Origin of the sequence: Gordonia sp. GONU, assembly GCF_024733855.1 — a bacterium.
GTDB classification, from domain to species: Bacteria; Actinomycetota; Actinomycetes; order Mycobacteriales; family Mycobacteriaceae; genus Gordonia; species Gordonia amicalis.
Genome location: NZ_JANRHB010000003.1, coordinates 46,673 through 63,946, shown reverse-complemented (window position 1 = coordinate 63,946; position 17,274 = coordinate 46,673). Strand labels below are relative to the sequence as shown.

At 66.7% G+C, this 17,274-nt stretch carries 18 protein-coding genes; 2 read left to right on the top strand and 16 right to left on the bottom strand.

Annotated elements, in window-relative coordinates:
* Position 1: 1 nt before the first annotated feature.
* From NWF34_RS03940 to NWF34_RS03905, 8 genes are all read right to left on the bottom strand, one after another.
* The gene (locus tag NWF34_RS03940) at positions 2-565 is read right to left on the bottom strand and encodes a hypothetical protein (RefSeq protein WP_096274571.1); all 564 of its coding nucleotides are present in this window, start codon (positions 563-565) and stop codon (positions 2-4) included.
* Positions 562-1,215 carry a hypothetical protein gene (locus tag NWF34_RS03935; protein WP_096274573.1) on the bottom strand — a complete coding sequence of 218 codons (654 nt, stop codon included), beginning with the start codon at positions 1,213-1,215 and terminating at the stop codon, positions 562-564. Before NWF34_RS03935 ends, NWF34_RS03940 begins: the two co-directional genes overlap by 4 nt.
* 4 nt (positions 1,216-1,219) lie before the next feature.
* Positions 1,220-1,729, bottom strand: a complete 510-nt coding sequence (locus NWF34_RS03930; protein WP_096274575.1) for a hypothetical protein — start codon at positions 1,727-1,729, stop codon at positions 1,220-1,222.
* Entirely contained in the window at positions 1,726-2,322 is a 597-nt protein-coding gene (locus NWF34_RS03925) for a hypothetical protein (protein ID WP_096274577.1), read from the bottom strand. Before NWF34_RS03925 ends, NWF34_RS03930 begins: the two co-directional genes overlap by 4 nt.
* 14 nt (positions 2,323-2,336) lie before the next feature.
* Entirely contained in the window at positions 2,337-3,236 is a 900-nt protein-coding gene (locus NWF34_RS03920) for an SDR family oxidoreductase (RefSeq protein ID WP_096274579.1), read from the bottom strand.
* Positions 3,237-3,335: 99 nt separating this feature from the next.
* Entirely contained in the window at positions 3,336-3,983 is a 648-nt protein-coding gene (locus tag NWF34_RS03915; RefSeq protein WP_096274581.1) for a TetR/AcrR family transcriptional regulator, read from the bottom strand.
* A gap of 4 nt (positions 3,984-3,987) precedes the next feature.
* A complete protein-coding gene (locus NWF34_RS03910) occupies positions 3,988-5,325 on the bottom strand; it encodes a cytochrome P450 (protein WP_096274583.1) in 1,338 nt (445 codons plus the stop codon).
* Between the two features lie 115 nt (positions 5,326-5,440).
* The gene (locus NWF34_RS03905) at positions 5,441-6,424 is read right to left on the bottom strand and encodes an o-succinylbenzoate synthase (RefSeq protein WP_191835025.1); all 984 of its coding nucleotides are present in this window, start codon (positions 6,422-6,424) and stop codon (positions 5,441-5,443) included.
* 100 nt (positions 6,425-6,524) lie between these two features.
* Between NWF34_RS03905 and NWF34_RS03900 the strand changes: the two genes are divergently transcribed.
* Positions 6,525-7,460, top strand: coding sequence for an oxygenase MpaB family protein (locus tag NWF34_RS03900; protein ID WP_096274585.1), 936 nt, complete (start codon positions 6,525-6,527; stop codon positions 7,458-7,460).
* Between the two features lie 69 nt (positions 7,461-7,529).
* Here the strand turns inward: NWF34_RS03900 and NWF34_RS03895 are convergent, their stop codons facing one another.
* The gene (locus tag NWF34_RS03895; RefSeq protein WP_096274587.1) at positions 7,530-8,285 is read right to left on the bottom strand and encodes an alpha/beta fold hydrolase; all 756 of its coding nucleotides are present in this window, start codon (positions 8,283-8,285) and stop codon (positions 7,530-7,532) included.
* An 87-nt stretch (positions 8,286-8,372) separates the two neighbouring features.
* Positions 8,373-8,969, bottom strand: coding sequence for a TetR/AcrR family transcriptional regulator (locus NWF34_RS03890; protein ID WP_006434717.1), 597 nt, complete (start codon positions 8,967-8,969; stop codon positions 8,373-8,375).
* A 145-nt stretch (positions 8,970-9,114) separates the two neighbouring features.
* Between NWF34_RS03890 and NWF34_RS03885 the strand changes: the two genes are divergently transcribed.
* On the top strand, positions 9,115-10,782 hold the full coding sequence (locus NWF34_RS03885) for a long-chain-fatty-acid--CoA ligase (protein WP_096274589.1): 1,668 nt from the start codon (positions 9,115-9,117) through the stop codon (positions 10,780-10,782).
* Positions 10,783-11,031: 249 nt separating this feature from the next.
* Here NWF34_RS03885 and tuf read toward each other — a convergent pair whose 3' ends face one another.
* From tuf to NWF34_RS03855, 6 genes are all read right to left on the bottom strand, one after another.
* Positions 11,032-12,222, bottom strand: coding sequence for an elongation factor Tu (tuf, locus tag NWF34_RS03880; protein WP_006434719.1), 1,191 nt, complete (start codon positions 12,220-12,222; stop codon positions 11,032-11,034).
* A gap of 114 nt (positions 12,223-12,336) precedes the next feature.
* Entirely contained in the window at positions 12,337-14,442 is a 2,106-nt protein-coding gene (fusA, locus tag NWF34_RS03875) for an elongation factor G (protein WP_096274592.1), read from the bottom strand.
* Positions 14,443-14,531: 89 nt separating this feature from the next.
* Positions 14,532-15,002: a 30S ribosomal protein S7 gene (rpsG, locus tag NWF34_RS03870; protein WP_006434721.1), complete on the bottom strand. Its 471-nt coding sequence runs from the start codon at positions 15,000-15,002 to the stop codon at positions 14,532-14,534.
* A 6-nt stretch (positions 15,003-15,008) separates the two neighbouring features.
* Complete coding sequence (gene rpsL, locus NWF34_RS03865) at positions 15,009-15,380, bottom strand: 30S ribosomal protein S12 (protein WP_004020596.1); 372 nt, start codon at positions 15,378-15,380, stop codon at positions 15,009-15,011.
* Between the two features lie 411 nt (positions 15,381-15,791).
* Positions 15,792-16,595 carry a hypothetical protein gene (locus NWF34_RS03860; RefSeq protein WP_096274594.1) on the bottom strand — a complete coding sequence of 268 codons (804 nt, stop codon included), beginning with the start codon at positions 16,593-16,595 and terminating at the stop codon, positions 15,792-15,794.
* 10 nt (positions 16,596-16,605) lie between these two features.
* Positions 16,606-17,265 carry a class I SAM-dependent methyltransferase gene (locus NWF34_RS03855; RefSeq protein WP_096274596.1) on the bottom strand — a complete coding sequence of 220 codons (660 nt, stop codon included), beginning with the start codon at positions 17,263-17,265 and terminating at the stop codon, positions 16,606-16,608.
* Positions 17,266-17,274 lie beyond the last annotated feature (9 nt).

Here is a 17,274-nt window from a genome sequence, read left to right as displayed (position 1 = left end):
CTCAGCGGGTTACGTCTCCGACCGGTTGCAGGTCGGACAGCAGCCAATTCCCGTCGACCTTACGCATAAGTGCCCACCTCGCGGTAGGGGTTGTCTCACCGTCCGCGTCGGCAGGCACCCTAAAGCCTATAGGTTTTTGTCCGTCGGCGACAGACACCGTCTGGTCGACGAACACGAGGACCCGCGCGCGTTCGTCGGCGCTGTCGTCCAGACCGGCGCCCACGACCCGTCCGACCATCGAGATCGCCGCGGCCCGCGCCCCGGGAAGGACGACGTCGGCGCCCCGGTTGCGGTATTCGAGACGCAACGGGTCGGCAAGCAGCGCATCCGTGCGCCGCCGCTGGTCGGGTGGGTCATCCGGCCCGAATGTCATCAGTGCACCGACCGCGCCGCCCGCCGCGGACAGGATCGCGGCACGCTCATCCTCGCTGGGCTGTGGGTCGGACCGCAACACCGCGATCCCGGCGATCAGCGCGACAACGAGTGCCACGACGGTGACGACGGTCAGCGCAGCGATGCGATGGCGTTGCCGGCGTGTCGGGCGCGGTTCCAGGAGTTCGGTCACGACAGACGCGCCTCGGCGATCTTCCAGCCGTCACCGGTGCGTTCCATGGTGATCAGCGCCGTGATGCGTTCGGCGGTCGCGTCGACGGCGGCCGGGTCCGCCGCCCTCTCCGACCCCAGCAACAGCGGGTTCGTGGCGTCGGCGACGACGAGCACGTCCACGGTGGTGCCGGTGTCGTCCGACGCCGGGTCGGTGACCAGGCCGGCCGAGACCACCTGTCCGACACTGCGTCCGGTCTGCGTGCGCACTTCGGTGACGAGAGCGTCACGGGCCTTGTCGATGCGATCCCGCTGCGAGCCGGTGCTCACCGCGAGCACTCCGTCCACATAGGCACCGGCCTCGGCCGGGTCGGCGGTGAGCATGGCCGTGACCGCAGCACGCGCCGAATCCAGCACTTCGCCCTGCAGATCGACTTCGGCCCGCTGCCCGCGGATCTGCCATCCCAGGACAACGCCCGCGACGACGAGGATCGCGACGATCGCCGCCACGGCCAGAAGACCCGCTCGTAGGCGGCGCGTCCGTCGCACGGCACGCTCGCGGAGCGCGGGTGCGGCGGCGATCCGGGCTGTGCGCGCACTCCGCGTCGCCTCGTCGACCCGGCTGCGGGCAAGCCGCACGCGGGCGGAGGTCGAGTCGTCTGCCTGCGTCACCGTCTCACCCGATCACATCGGCCGCGGCGAGCAGCCACGAATCATCGGCACGGACGAAGCGAGCCAGCACCGATCGCCGGACCGTCGCCGCATCAGGTTCGGATCCGGCACGAACATCGGACCGTACGGTCACCGCCACCCGCATCAGTGCCTGCCCTTCGACGGCGTCGGCGTCGACCACGCTGACGATCTCGGGCCGCCACACGACCGAGATCGTCCCCGGCTCCGGCGGCCGGGTGAGCTGTGCTCCGTAGCTGTCGAGAAACTGGCGAGCGACCAGCTCCCGGGCCCGCGCCCGATCCTGTTGCCACCGAGACGAATCGACCGAGAAGACGTCGGCCACGATCGTTCGCGCACGGCTGCGGAGCTGCTCACGGCTGTCCTGCAACTCGTCTCCCGCGGCGTGGGCACGCCACGCGGACCCCGCGGCGACCAGCGCAGCCGCGAGCACCAGCGCCGCCACCAGAATTCGGAGAGCGCCGGCCCGCGCCGAGAGGTAACCCAGTGAGGTCATGGAAGGTATTGCACCGCCCCGAGTTTCAGCGAGCCGTCGTCGGGTGTGACCAGTACCCGTAACCGGAATCGGCGTGCCTGCCCCGGACCCGTCCCGTCATCGGCGTCGAACACGACGGTCGCCGCGACGAGAACCGTTGCGCTGTCGCCCTCCCGGGCCGAGACACCCGTGCCGTCGACCGAGGACTCGGACACCGAGCCATTGGCCTGCACGAAAGCGCTGTAGCTGTCCGCGGACTGGGCGAACTCGTCGTAGAAGGTGCCGGTGGCGCCCGCGAGGATCTTGCGCGCCCGGCCCGGATCGCGATGGTCCGGCGCGATCAGCACGGCGACGCGTTCGGCGGCGGCACGTTCGAAATCGTCGTCGGTGTAGGCGTTCCGCGCGTCGGACCAGGCCGCGACCGCGATCCCGGCGCCGACGACCGCGACGACCGTCACCAGAATCGTCAGAATCCACCGCCACCGCGGCACCGGGCGTCGCAGGCCCGCGTCGACCTCCACGGCATGCAGTTCGTCGAGCGCCTCGCGCAGTTCACGCCGAGCGCTGCGTGCGGACGCGATTTCCGCCGCACCGGACCGCGACCCCTCGCTCAAAGCCGGGCTCTCCTCTACGACGACAGGCGGGTGTTCGCTTTGTTCTCGACCTTCTCACCGCGGATTCGGCTCGAGTAGGCGGCGCGCGCCTCCTGGTCGGGGCTCAGGAAGATCGAGTCCAACTTGGTGAGCTTCCGGCTGAACCGCTTCATCGCCTGTGGGAACAGGGGACTCGAGTCCGCCCAGCGCATCGACCGCGGGGCGTACACGCGCGTCACCGGGCGGGCGATCGTCTCCACGACGATGGCCGCCACTTCTTCCGGCGACACGGTCTGGATGAACTTGTTGGTCTGGAGTCCGGAGATCAGCGCGGTCCGGGTGAAGGTCGGGAGGACGGCGCTGACGGTGACACCCTCCGGCTCGAGCTCGGCGCCCAGCGCCTCGGAGAACTCGATCACCGCGGCCTTGGCGCCGTTGTAGATGGTCAGACCCGGGGTCGGGATGCGGCCGGCCGTCGACGCGATGTTGACGATGTGGCCGGTCCGTCGCGGGGCCATCCGGCGAGCTGCTTCCTGGCAGCCGATGATGACGCCGAGGACGTCGATGTCGAAGGTCCGGCGGATGATCGTGTCGTCGTAGGACAAGAACGGACCGACCGGCATGATCCCGGCGTTGTTGACCAGGACGTCGATCGGTCCGAGCCGGCTCTCGACCTCGGAGAGGAACGCGTCGAAGGACTCCCGCCTGGTGACGTCGACCTCGACGCCCTCGATGCCGAGATCGGCAGCGGCCTTGCCGACCGCCTCGCCGTCGACGTCGCCGATGGCCACCTTCGCGCCCGCTCGGAACAGCTGGGTCGCGGTCTCGAATCCGATACCGCGCGCGCCGCCGGTGATGACCACCACCTTGTCCTTCAGCGCCGCGCGGACGGCATCGTGGTCGGGCTTCCGAGACAGTTTGTCACGCAGGCTCATTGGTTCCCCCTCGGGTGATTGTTGTTGATTGGTCTCGACAGTGGGCGGCGCGCACGGCCACCGCACAGGAGGTCGTCGCCGTAGTGCGTCGGGCTCCGGTCACCAGATCATCGGGGCGAGGAACTTCGCCGCGAAGTCGCGAACCCGCTGCGGTTCGGTGCGGGCCGGATCCGACGGCGGCGTCTCGAGGAGCGAGATCACCAGGCGCACATGGATCTCGACCGCCTCGAGCAGATCCTCGACCGGCATCTGGGCGCCCTCGTCGCGCAGCGTGGCGGCAACCCGATCGGTGACCATGTCGATGAACAGCGACGTCATCTTCGCGGTGACGCTCTTGATCTCGGAGTCGGTGAGGACGATCCGGCTCAACAGCGGGTCCGACATGACGAGCTCGGCACCGACCGCGAACGCCTCGACGAGCGCTTCCTTGGGTCCCATCCCCTTGACCGAGGCCTCGAGTTTCTGCATGCCGCGTTCGTAGGCATCGTTGGCCACGGCATAGAGGAGCGCCTCCTTGTTCGGGAAGCGGCGGTACAGGGTGCTGCGGCTGACGCCGGCACGCGCTGCGACCTCGTCGATGTTGGCGCGGCGCACACCGACCTCGGCGAACTCTGACGCCGCGGCCGCGAGGATCGCCGCCTCCTGGTCGGCCGGGCTCGCGGTGTTGCGCACCTTCCGGGTGGACGTGCGGGCGCCCTTCCCCTTCACGACGCTCTTCACGGTCTCCTTCACGAGATTGTCCGACACTCGATCACCTGCGCCGAAGGGTCACAGGGAGCTTGTCCTTGGGCACGGGCAGCGCGCTGTAGTCCATCGGCAACGTGTAGTCGGCCGGCACCGACCATTCGTACCCACGCAGCAGGTGATGCATGATCGTCTTGATCTCCATCTGGCCAAAATACAGGCCGATACATTTGTGAACGCCACCACCAAATGGCATCCAGGCGAACCGGTGGGACTTGTCCTCCGCGCGCTCCGGACCGAACCTCTCCGGGTCGAACATGTCGGGATTGGTGAAGAACTCCGGGTCCCGCTGGCCGGACAAGGAGGAAGTGGTGACGATGGTGCCCTCGGGGATGTGGAAACCCTGGACCGAGGTGTCCTTGATGGCCATGCGGGGCTGGGCCGGCACCGGCGGACAGAGCCGCAGCGACTCCTTCATCACCAGGTCCAGCGCAGTCATGCTCCCGAGGCTGTCGTATCCGAGTTCGGGTCCGAGTTCGAGCGACTCCGACCGGGCACGTTCCTGCCACTCGGGCGCCTTGGCCATGTGGTAGGCCATCTGGGTCATCGTGATCGTCGACGTGTCGTGCGCGGCCATGAGCACGAAGATCATGTGGTTGACCACGTCCTCGTCGGAGAAGCGATCTCCCTCATCGCTCTCCGCGTGACAGAGAACCGAGAAGAGATCCGGGGTCTCCCGTGCCCGCTTCGCCGCGATGTTGGCGTAGAAGAACTCCTCGAGGACCTTGCGCGAGCGCAGCCCCTTCCACCAGCGACCGCCCGGAACGGGTTTGCGCACGTAGGCGACACCTGCACGGACGGTGTCGATGAACGCCTTGTTGATCCGGTCGGCCTCGTCCCTGGGAAGGTTCAGGCCGAGGAAGACCTCGAGCGCGACGTCGAGAGTGAGCGCCTTGAACTGTTCGAACAGTTTCACCGAGCCGACCGGGAACTCCCCGACGCGCTCGGCGATCATGGGCTGCATCTCCTGCATGTAGCCCTTGAGCGCAGAGGTGCTGAACGCCTGCTGCAGGATGTGCCGATGGTGACGGTGCTCGTCGAAGTCGAGGAGCATGACGCCGCGGTTGAAGAAGGGACCGATGAAGTAGCTCCACGCCGGACCGTTGGCGAACGCCCGGTCCTTGTTCATCAGGATCTCCTGCGCGGCGCGGGGGTCTCCCGTCACCACCATCTGCACGCCGAAGGCATCGAGTCCCGACACGTTGCCGAACCGGGCGCGGCGGCGGTCGGCGAAGGCGAACGGGTCGCGCCGCATCGACATGATCTCGAGGATGCTGTTACGACCCGAACACGGCACGGCCTGCAAGCCGCTCCCCGTGGGAGGGGTCGCGAGTACCGACGCCATGACCGTCTCCCGTCCAGTCGAGTCGTGCAGAATGTGATCCACATCGCATACTAGACCATGTTGAGACAATCTGGGAAAAGCGTTCCTAACTCGCCTCCGATCGGCCGGCGAGCGCTCAGCCCTCGACGAGCAGTCGATGACAGCGTCGAAGCCGGTGCCGCCACCACTGTTGACGGTCCTCCGGCGCAGCATGACTCACGACGTCGACGTCGAACCCGGCACCGAACCAGCGTGGTTCGACGACGCCGTCCCGCATCAGGAACGACGGTGCGACGTCGGCGGTGAAGAGCGAACCGGTGCCGAGGCCGCAAGCGAGGTCGAGACGCGGTAGTGCGGCCGCGGCCGCGACCCCGGCTGCCATGCCGATCGCGCTGTCGAGGGCGCTCGACACGACGACGTCGAGACCGAGGGTGTCGGCGAGTTCGAGCGTCGCCCGCATCCCGCCGAGCGGTGCCACCTTCACCACGGCGACGTCGGCGGCCTCCGCGGCGACCACCCGCAGCGGATCGTCGGCCCGGCGGATGGATTCGTCGGCGGCGATCGGCACGTCCACCGAACGCCGCACCTGCGCCAGTTCTTCGACCGTGCGGCACGGTTGTTCGGCGTATTCGACGTCGCCGATCGCGCGGAGAGCGGTGATCGCCTCGTCCACCGACCAGCCGCCGTTGGCGTCGACGCGCACCCGACCGATCACCTCACGTGTCGCGGCGACCCGCGCGACGTCGTCGTCGAGGGTCTGGCCCGGTTCGGCGACCTTCACCTTGGCCGTACCCGCGCCCGGATACCGCTTGAGCAGTTCGGCAACATCCTCGGCCGGGATCGCGGGCACGGTCGCGTTGACCGGCACCGTGTCCCGCACCGCGGGGGGCGGACCGAGGTAGGCGGCCTCGATGCCGGCCCGCAGCCATGCGGACGCCTCGTCGTCGTCGTACTCGACGAAGGGACCGAACTCGCCCCAGCCCGCCGGCCCGGCGAAGACCATCGTCTCGCGGGCGGTCAGTCCACGGAACCGGGTTCGCATGGGGAGGCGAACCACCACGGCCGTCGCGAGCAGGTCCTCCACATCCGGGAGCTCCCACTCACCGTTCACGCCGGGCATCACATCCTCCTGGGTCACTCGCGTCGACTTTGAACGAGGGTTATGTGAATTCGATGGAACAACCTTCCCACTTTGTTCCAAGTGCGCTACCCTCGCCCTCATGTCAGTCAACCAGGGATTCGATGCCGGTATCCGCGAGGCGGAGCCGATGATCGTCGACGACACCCCGGACACCGCCGGCGAGATCGTGCGGCCTCGGCTCGGAGCCGATTCACTCGTGTGGAAGTTCTACGGCGATTCCCGGGGCATCCTCGGCTTCCAGCGGCTGGCCGGTACCGAGAACTGCATCGAGCAGCTCGGGCAGGCGGTCCTCGACCATTCGGTGATCTTTTCCGACTTCCTCGGTCGCGCCAAGCGGACCGGGCCGCCCGTGATGAAGACCGTCTACAGCACCGAACCCGAGAAGTGGGGCCGGACGGTCCGTGACTTCCATCGCGACATCAAGGGCACCATCAGCGACGGCTCGCGCTATCACGCGCTCAACCCGGAGCTGTTCTACTGGGCGCACGCGACCTTCGTCGACCAGGTCCTCTACATCACCGACACGTTCATCCGTCGCCTCAGCTACGCCGAGAAGGTGCAGATCTTCGAGGAGAGCAAGGTCTGGTACCAGCTCTACGGTGTCAGCGACCGTGGTCAGCCCCAGACCTACGAGGAGTTCCTCGCGTACTGGGAGGACATGCTCGACCGCTTCGTCCCCCACAAGACGATCGTCTACGCGACCGGCTACATCCGTCAGGGGCTGCCTCGCCCCAAGAAGATCCCGGGCCCGGTGTGGAAGGTTCTGTCGGCTCCGCTCAACGCGTTCATCCGCACGGTCATCGTGGGGACGCTCCCCCAGCAGATGCGTGATGTCTGCGACCTGGAGTGGAACGACAAGAAGGAGAAGAACTTCCAGCGCTTCGCGGCTTTCATGCGCGCCATCAACCCGCTGGTCAACCGACTGCCGCTGAAGTACCTCTACGTCCCGTGGGCGCATGAGGCGTGGACGAAGGTGGGCGTCGACCCGCGGCCGCTGCACAACAAGCCGGCCTAACGACCCAGGCCCTTCGAGGCTCGCTCCGCTCGCACCTCAGGGAACGGTGGGTCTCGCTCCGCTCGCACCTCAGGGAACGGTGGGTCCCAGGAACTCCTCGACGTGCCGAATGAACTCCGCACGTCGGTCGCGGTGCACGCTGTGTCCGGCATCGATGGTGACGAACCGTGAATCCGGCAGGGCCTCGCTGACCGTCCGCAGGTGACGAGGCGGCAGGAAGCTGCGTTCCCCGCCCGAGATGACCATCGTCGAGGCGCTCACGCGCGGCAGTTCCGACCACCACTGTGGTGCACAGACATCGAACTCGGCGACGATCTCGTCGCCCATCCGGCCGTCGAACCGGATGACCGGGAAGGGGTTTCCCACCAGGGCGAGGAGTCCGCGGACCTGTTCGCCCAGGGTCGCCTTCATGGTGATGCCCTCGGAGAGGTCGGCCTCGTCGCGGGGCATGGGCGGTACCTCCTCGAGGACCAGACGCCGCACCCGCGACGGCTCGTGCATCGCCAGGCGGAGCGCGGTGTGCGCACCGAGCGAGTGCCCGACCACGTCTGCACTGTGAATGCCGAGGACGTCGAGCACGTAGACGAGGTCGTCCCGGAAGTCGTCGAGCCGATAGGCCCCCTGCGCGCGACCGCTGCGGCCGTGTCCGCGGAGGTCGACGCTCACGACCGGTCGACCCTGCCGGCGCAACGCCGATGCGAGGGGACGCCATGTCGAATGGTCCGACGCCATCCCGTGGACGAGTACCACCGGCAACCCCCTGTTGGGTTCGCCGGCCACCCGGACCGCGAGGGCCGGCTCGGCCCGCCGCTTCAGCACGCGCATGAAAATCAGCCTACGGCCGGCCGCGGTGCGCGCCGCGTCACACCATGTCCTTCCCACCTGTACCGCAGCCATCGTGGGCCACCCGGACTACCGCTCGACGATGGACACGCTCAGGGAAGGTTTCTCCGAGTCGGCGGTGTCGAGCCCACCCGCGCCCGCCCAGATCGCGTCGACCATCGGCTGCAGGAACAGGCCACCGAGCTGGCGCACCATCACCCGGACCACCTGCACGGCCTCGGACCGGTCGGTGGATGCCAGACCGCTCTCGCGCGATTTGGTCACCTCCGACCTGGTCAGTTCCGTGAGACGCCCGATCAGCGCCCCGTGCTCACCCGCCGGATCGAGCACGGCGCGTCGGAGGTAGTCGACCACCGGCGGGTGTTCGAGAAGCATCCGTTGAACCGCCCGGTCCCGTTCGGCTATCACCTCACCGGGAGTGCCGTCGGTGGGCGCCGACGCGATGGCCTGGGCGTGGTAGTCGACGATGAGCTGCTCGACCGCATTGCGCAGGCCCTCTTTGGTCTTGAAATGATGCTGGACCAGCCCCACCGTCACCCCGGCCGCCGCGGCGACAGCGCGCATCGAGACACGCCCCTCCCCCTGATCCGCGTACAGGTCGAGTGCCGCGTTGCGAATCTTCGCCTTCGCGGTGAGATCACCAGGACTCGCGCGTGGATCTGACATGACTGTGTACCTCCCGCAGGCCGACGTCGATTGTACAAAGAGATGGGTTTCCATACATCAGAATTGCCAACTGTACAGTTGTATCGGCTGTCTGGTCGTGATCCTCAGGACAGCACGATCGACCAACGAATCCGAAGGGACCGTCATGACCACCGAGATCGTCCGGGGCCTGCCCTCGACGCACGGCGACTCCTACCAGCTCAACACCACCACGCTGATCCGCCACAGCGCTCGCACCTACCCGGAGCAGGAGATCGTCTCCCGCGCCGCCGACGGTTCCTGGGATCGCTACACCTACGCCGACTGCTATGCCCGCACCCAGCGCGCCGCCAACGTGCTGACCGGCCTCGGTGTGAAGCCGGCCGACGTCGTCGGCGTCCTCGACTGGAACAGCAGACGTCATTTCGAGCTGTACTGGGCCATCCCGGGTACCGGTGCGGTCATGCTGCAGATGAATCTGCGACTCGCCCCGGAGGATCTCGGCTTCGTGACCTCGCACTCCGAGGCATCGGTGGTGCTCGTCGACGAGTCGCTGCTCCCGGTCGCCGAGGCCATCGCCCCACACGCACCCGGTGTGCGTCAGTGGGTCGTCATGACGGATCGCCCGTCGGCCGAGATCTCCACCAGCCTGCCCGACGTCGTGTTCTTCGAGGACCTGATGGCCGCCGCCGAACCGTCCTTCGACTGGCCGGTGATCGAGGAGAAGTCCTCCTACAGTGCGTGTTACACCACCGGCACCACCGGTCGGCCCAAAGGCGTCTACTACTCGCATCGCGGGATCTACCTGCACACACTGGCCGAGGCCGCCAACCTCGGCATGGATGCCTCGGACGCGGTCATGCTGATCACCCCGATGTTCCACTCCTCGTGCTGGGGACTTCCCCAGTCGGCGATCTTCAGTGCCGCCAAAGTGGTTCTGCCCGGGCGATACCAGGCCGACGACACCGCGATGCTCGTCGACACGATGATCGACGAAGGTGTGACCATCGCCAACGGAGCACCGGCGATCTTCCAGCCGATGCTCGACTACATCACCACACTCGACGAGAAGCCCGACTTCAGTCGCGCCCGACTCCTCTGTGGCGCAACCGAACCCGCCCTGTCTCTGATGCGCGGCTTCGCCGACCTGACGGGCGCCGACATCATCCACGCCTACGGCGCCACCGAGACCACCCCGATGGTGACCATCAACCGCGGCCTCAAGTACACCCTGCAGGGCAGGATTTCCGACGAAGAGAAGTGGGATCTGAAGCGCTCCCAGGGACTTCCGCTCAACGGCATCGATGTACGAGTCGTCGACGCCGACGGCAACGACCTGCCGCATGACGGGGTCAGCCAGGGTGAACTGCTCTTCCGCGGTCCCTGGATCACCGAGCGCTACCACAACCTCGACGACGACGCCGACAAGTTCCTCGACGGTTACTGGCGCAGCGGCGACGTCGGCGTGATCGACGAGAACGGGTACATGAAGCTCACCGACCGTCTCAAGGACGTCGTCAAGAGCGGAGGTGAGTGGATCTCCTCGATCGACATGGAGAACGCCATCGTCGCTCACCCGCGCGTGGCCGAGGCAGCCGTCATCGGCGTCGAACACCCGAAGTGGCAGGAACGACCGGTCGTGCTGGTGGCCACGACCGACGGCGAGGACATCGACATCGACGAGGTGCACGCGCTACTCGTCGACCGCTTCGCCAAATGGCAGCTCCCCGACACGATCATCCGGGTCGACCGGTTGCCGCGCACCAGCGTCGGCAAACTGGACAAGAAGAACATGCGCGGCGAGTACGGAGATCTCTACACGAACACGCAGTAGGACATTCTAGGAAAGCCCGCCGGCGATCGACTGCGATCGCCGGCGGGCTTTTCTCGTCTCGTCAGAGTTCGTCGACGATCCGTTCACGGTCGCGTGATGACAAAGGCGCCCCAACCGCTTTCGCGGCTGGGGCGCCTTTGCGACTCAGAGAGTCAGTGCGTCAAGACAGGATCACTTGGTGATCCGTGACGCAGGCCCCCGCCCCGAGGACGACGCTCGCACGTCACCACCGAGGGCCGGGGGAAATCGTCACTTGGTGATCTTGGTGACTCGACCCGCACCAACGGTGCGGCCACCCTCGCGGATGGCGAAGCGCAGGCCCTCGTCCATGGCGACCGGCTGGATGAGCTTGACGCTCATCTCGGTGTTGTCGCCCGGCATGACCATTTCGGTGCCCTCGGGGAGGGTCACGACGCCGGTCACGTCCGTGGTACGGAAGTAGAACTGCGGACGGTAGTTGTTGAAGAACGGGGTGTGACGGCCGCCCTCGTCCTTGGACAGGATGTACGCCTGGCCCTCGAACTCGGTGTGCGGGGTCGTGGTGCCCGGCTTCACGATGACCTGACCGCGCTCGACGTCCTCACGCTTGAGGCCGCGGAGCAGCAGACCGGCGTTGTCGCCTGCCTGTGCGGAATCGAGGAGCTTGTGGAACATCTCGATACCGGTGACGGTGGTCTTGGTGCTCTTCTCGCGGATGCCGACGATCTCGACTTCCTCGTTCACGTTGACCTCGCCGCGCTCCACACGACCGGTGACCACGGTGCCGCGGCCGGTGATGGTGAAGACGTCCTCGACGGGCATGAGGAACGGCTTGTCGGTCTCGCGAACCGGATCCGGGATCGACTCGTCGACAGCAGCCATGAGCTCTTCGATCGACTTGGCCCACTCGGCGTCACCCTCGAGCGCCTTGAGCGCCGAGACCTTGACGACCGGTGCTTCCTCGTCGAAGTCCTGGGCGGCCAGCAGTTCGCGGACCTCCATCTCGACGAGCTCGATGATCTCTTCGTCGTCGACCATGTCGGCCTTGTTCAGGGCGACGAGGATGTAGGGCACACCGACCTGGCGGGCCAGCAGCACGTGCTCGCGGGTCTGCGGCATCGGACCGTCGGTGGCGGCAACCACGAGGATCGCGCCGTCCATCTGAGCCGCACCGGTGATCATGTTCTTGATGTAGTCGGCGTGACCCGGAGCGTCCACGTGAGCGTAGTGACGCTTCTCGGTCTCGTACTCAACATGCGAGATGTTGATCGTGATACCGCGAGCCTTCTCCTCAGGAGCCTTGTCGATCTGGTCGAACGCGAAGCTCTTGTTGAGTTCCGGGTACTTGTCGTGCAGCACCTTGGTGATGGCCGCGGTCAGGGTGGTCTTGCCGTGGTCGACGTGACCGATGGTGCCGATGTTCACGTGCGGCTTGGTCCGCTCGAACTTCGCCTTCGCCACTTGATTGTCCTCCTGGACTGTTGTTGCTCTACTGGGCGGATCCCAGCAGGGGTTTTCATTTACGTTGGTGCGCCCGCTTGTCGGCCAGCGCGTGTCGCCAGGGCGACCGGGGAATTACTCTCCGGTGGCCTTCGCGATGATTTCCTTCGACACGTTCGCGGGAACTTCCGCGTACGAGTCGAACACCATGGAGTAGTTTGCCCGGCCCTGGGTCTTCGACCGAAGGTCTCCGATGTAGCCGAACATCTCCGACAGCGGCACCTGTGCCTTCACGACACGTGCACCACTGCGCTCCTCCATGGCCTGGATCTGGCCACGGCGGGAGTTCAGGTCGCCGATGACGTCGCCCATGTAGTCCTCAGGAGTCGTGACCTCGACGGCCATGATCGGCTCCAGGATGACCGGGCCGGCCATCCTCGCAGCTTCCTTGAGGGCCTGCGAGCCGGCGATCTTGAAGGCCATTTCCGACGAGTCGACGTCGTGGTACTGACCGTCGAGCAGGGTGACCTTCAGGTTGACCAGCGGGTAACCGGCGAGGACACCGTACTGCATGGCGTCCTGGGCACCGGCATCCACCGACGGGATGTACTCGCGCGGGACTCGACCACCGGTGACGGCGTTGGCGAACTCGTAGGTCGCACCGTCCTCGGCATCCACGAGGGGCTCGAGCTTGATGATGACCTTCGCGAACTGACCCGAACCACCGGTCTGCTTCTTGTGGGTGTACTCGTGCTTCTCGACCGTCTTGCGGATGGTCTCGCGGTACGCCACCTGCGGCTTGCCGACGTTGGCCTCGACCTTGAACTCGCGCTTCATGCGGTCGACCAGGATGTCGAGGTGGAGCTCGCCCATACCGCCGATGACGGTCTGGCCGGTCTCCTCGTCGAGCTGGACCGAGAAGGTCGGGTCCTCTTCGGCGAGCTTCTGGATCGCGGTGCCGAGCTTCTCCTGGTCGGACTTGGTCTTCGGCTCGATCGAGACGTTGATGACCGGGTCCGGGAAGCTCATGGACTCGAGCACGATGGGCGCTGCCGCATCACACAGGGTGTCACCGGTGGTGGTGTCCTTGAGGCCGATCATCGCGTAGATGTGACCGGCGGTGGCGTCCTCGACCGGGTTCTCCTTGTTGGCATGCATCTGGAAGAGCTTGCCGATGCGCTCCTTCTTGCCCTTGGTGGCGTTGAGCACCTGGGTGCCGGCGTTGATCTTGCCGGAGTACACGCGCACGAAGGTGAGCTTGCCGAAGAAGGGGTGGGCCGCGATCTTGAACGCGAGAGCCGAGAACGGCTCGTCGGCGGACGGCTTGCGCGAGAGGATCTCTTCCTCGTCGCCCACGGCGTGGCCCTCGACCGACGGCACGTCCAGCGGGGACGGCAGGTAGTCGATGACCGCGTCCAGCATCGGCTGGACACCCTTGTTCTTGAAGGCCGAGCCACAGAGAACCGGGTAGAGCTCACGGGAGACGGTCAGCTTGCGGATCGCAGCCTTGATCTCCTCGACGGTGAGCTCTTCGCCGCCGAAGTACTTCTCCATGAGGGCTTCGTCGGACTCGGCGACCGTCTCGAGCAGCTGCTCGCGGTACTCCGCAGCCTTCTCGACCAGGTCGGCCGGGATCTCCTCGATGGTCGGCTCGGCACCGGTCGGCACGACGCCGCGCCAGGTGATGGCCTTCTGCTCGATGAGGTCGACGACGCCGTCGAAGTTGTCCTCGGCACCGATCGGGAGCTGCAGGACCAGCGGCTTGGCGCCGAGGCGGTCCTTGATGGTCTGAACGGTGAAGTAGAAGTCCGCGCCCAGCTTGTCCATCTTGTTGACGAAGCAGATACGGGGGACTTCGTACTTCTCGGCCTGACGCCACACCTGCTCGGACTGCGGCTCGACGCCTTCCTTGCCGTCGAACACGGCGACCGCGCCGTCGAGGACGCGGAGGCTGCGCTCCACCTCGACGGTGAAGTCGACGTGGCCGGGGGTGTCGATGATGTTGATCTGGTTCTTGTTCCAGAAACAGGTCACGGCCGCGGAGGTGATGGTGATACCACGCTCCTTCTCCTGCTCCATCCAGTCGGTGGTCGAGGCACCGTCGTGGGTTTCACCGATCTTGTAGTTCACACCGGTGTAGAAGAGGATTCGCTCGGTCGTGGTGGTCTTGCCGGCATCGATGTGGGCCATGATGCCGATGTTGCGCACCTTGTTCAGGTCGCTGAGCACTTCCTGTGCCACTTAATCGCCTCGCATTTTCGCTAGAGCTGTTGGGTCTGAGGTGGGTCCGGCCGCGGCGACCCGGAAAGGGCCACCGCGGCCGACAGTGATCACCAGCGGTAGTGCGCGAACGCCCGGTTGGCCTCGGCCATCTTGTGGGTGTCCTCGCGGCGCTTCACCGAAGCACCGAGGCCGTTGGACGCGTCGAGCAGCTCGTTGGCCAGGCGCTCGACCATCGTCTTCTCGCGACGCTGACGGCTGAAGGTCACGAGCCAGCGGAGCGCCAGGGTGTTGGCGCGACCCGGCTTGACCTCGATCGGCACCTGGTAGGTGGCGCCACCGACGCGGCGGCTCTTCACCTCGAGGGTGGGCTTGACGTTGTCGAGCGCACGCTTGAGGGTGACGACCGGATCGGTGCCGGTCTTCTCGCGGGCCTGCTCGAGCGCGCCGTAGACGATGCGCTCAGCGGTCGACTTCTTGCCGTCCAGCAGGATCTTGTTGACCAGCTGGGTGACCAGCGGCGAACCGTAGACCGGGTCGTTGATCAGCGGGCGCTTGGGTGCGGGTCCTTTACGTGGCATGACTTATCAGTTCCCCTTCTTCGCGCCGTAGCGGCTACGGGCCTGCTTGCGGTCCTTGACACCCTGGGTGTCGAGCGAGCCGCGGATGATCTTGTAGCGCACACCCGGGAGGTCCTTCACACGACCGCCGCGGACGAGCACCATCGAGTGCTCCTGCAGGTTGTGGCCTTCGCCGGGGATGTAGGCGGTGACCTCCACCGAGCTGGTCAGACGCACACGGGCGACCTTGCGCAGCGCGGAGTTCGGCTTCTTGGGGGTGGTGGTGTACACGCGGGTGCACACGCCGCGACGCTGCGGGCTTCCCTTGAGGGCCGCGGTCTTGGTCTTCGCAGCCTTGTCATGACGGCCCTTGCGGACCAGCTGATTGATGGTTGGCACTAGGTGTTCATTCCTCTTTGTTGTCCGTTGTGGTTGGTGCTCCGGGCAAGCTCGTGGAAACCGGTCTCCAGACCGACTTCCGGCGCGCTTCCACAACTCGCCCCACCAGCGCATACACACTGGTCAGTACATTTTCGCTACCCCGGGGTCGGGCGTGTCATACACTCGACAGCGGATTCGCCTGTCAGGCCGCGGTGCCGCCCTGCCCCGAGTTCACTCGATCTCGGGGCCGGCTCGAGAGCCATTGGCCGGGCATGCGGACTGGCCCAGCATTGGCCGGGCACCGACGATCCACTCTACCGATCGGGTTTGCACAGGTCAAAAAACGGATCCTCCGCGCGACCTGCAGGTGAACAGGTCGTGTGCGCTGGGGCCCGAACACACTGCGACATGGCATTACCTTCTCCACTCTTACACCCCCGGACCCGGCACGTCGAGGCTTCGTCCGGCCCGATCTCGCCGACCGTTTCCCTTGGCCGGAATCGGTGCCCGGACCTGCGCGATCAGGGGCGCAAAAGGACTGTCAGGATCCATCGGCCGGCGCGACGGTGAGCTCTGACCTCCGTACCAGCGGTCGACGATCGTCGCCTGGCGTTCGAGGTTGTGATCGGCCCATCCGTGGTGAGCATCACCCGGCCCGCGGAGGCGGTAGACGTTCTCGCCGAGTTCGTGCCGCGCTTGAACCGCGAGCGCGTCGGCCAGGAACGACGCCGACGACCCGGCGCCGACGATCTGCCGGACGTGCACGAGCTCGTGGATCAGCAGCTGGCCGGGCGCCGGATAAGCCGCGGGCCCGGGCCCCAGCGGCGCGTCGAACATCGCGCCGACGTGACAGAAGACCAGGCCGTCCACCGCGGGCAGCGTGAAGGCTCGTCCCCCGCGTCCGGAGAGGTCGGTGAGGATCACGTCGTCGAGCCACTCGGCAGGCCCGAACACACGCTCGGCGGCTCGACGTTCCTCGTCGGACAGCGGGCGGTGCCGGATCCCGAGGCGAGCGACCACCCCGGCGGCGACACCCGCCACGGCAGCGATCGCGACCCCGAGGGGACCGAACCAGACCGTCACGATCAGGACGTGGGCGGCTGCGAGCACACCGGCGGTCGATGCGGGACCCGCGGGCCACCACCGGCCGCCGGCTCGCCGCGCGAGTGACAGCACGACACCGAGAAACCATCCGTAACCACGGGCCATCCGAACGAGGAGTCGTCTCGACATCGAGTGACCCTCAGTCCCGTACGGCCATGACGACCAGACCGGGCCCGACGTGTTCGTCGGCGGGCAGCCGGAGCTCGGCGACCGGGCGCAGGCCGGCCTGCTCGATCAATCCGACGTACTTCTCCGGCGACCACTGATGGGTCGTCCACTCGACCGGACCGCCGTAGGCCTCGGTGCGTCGCACGTCCTCCTCGCCCGTGTGGGTGCCGGTGATGAAGCATCCGCCCGGCATCAATGCGCGGGCGAATGAGGCCAGCACCTGCGGGAGAACGTGCCGCGGGAGGTTGAATAACGACCACCATCCCAGGACGCCGCCCAGCGATGCGTCGGCGAGATCCAGGTCGGTCGCCGAGCCGACCCCGAAACGGCAGGACGGGTGCAGACGACGCGCGTTGTCGATCATGCGCGGCGAGAGGTCCACGCCGGTCACGTCGAGTCCGCGCTCGGCGAGATAGGCGGTGACGGTCCCGGGTCCACAGCCGACGTCGAGCACGGGACCGATGCCCGCGACCGATTCGGCGAACGCGTCGAGTGCGGCCTTCAGCCACGGCCGGCACCGGGGGTCGCCGATTCCCGTGTCCACCACCAGTCGGACGTAGTCGTCGGCCACCCGGTCATAGGACGCGCGGACGGCGTCGAGGTCGGCCGGTCGATCGATGGGTTCGCGCATGCGCCCACG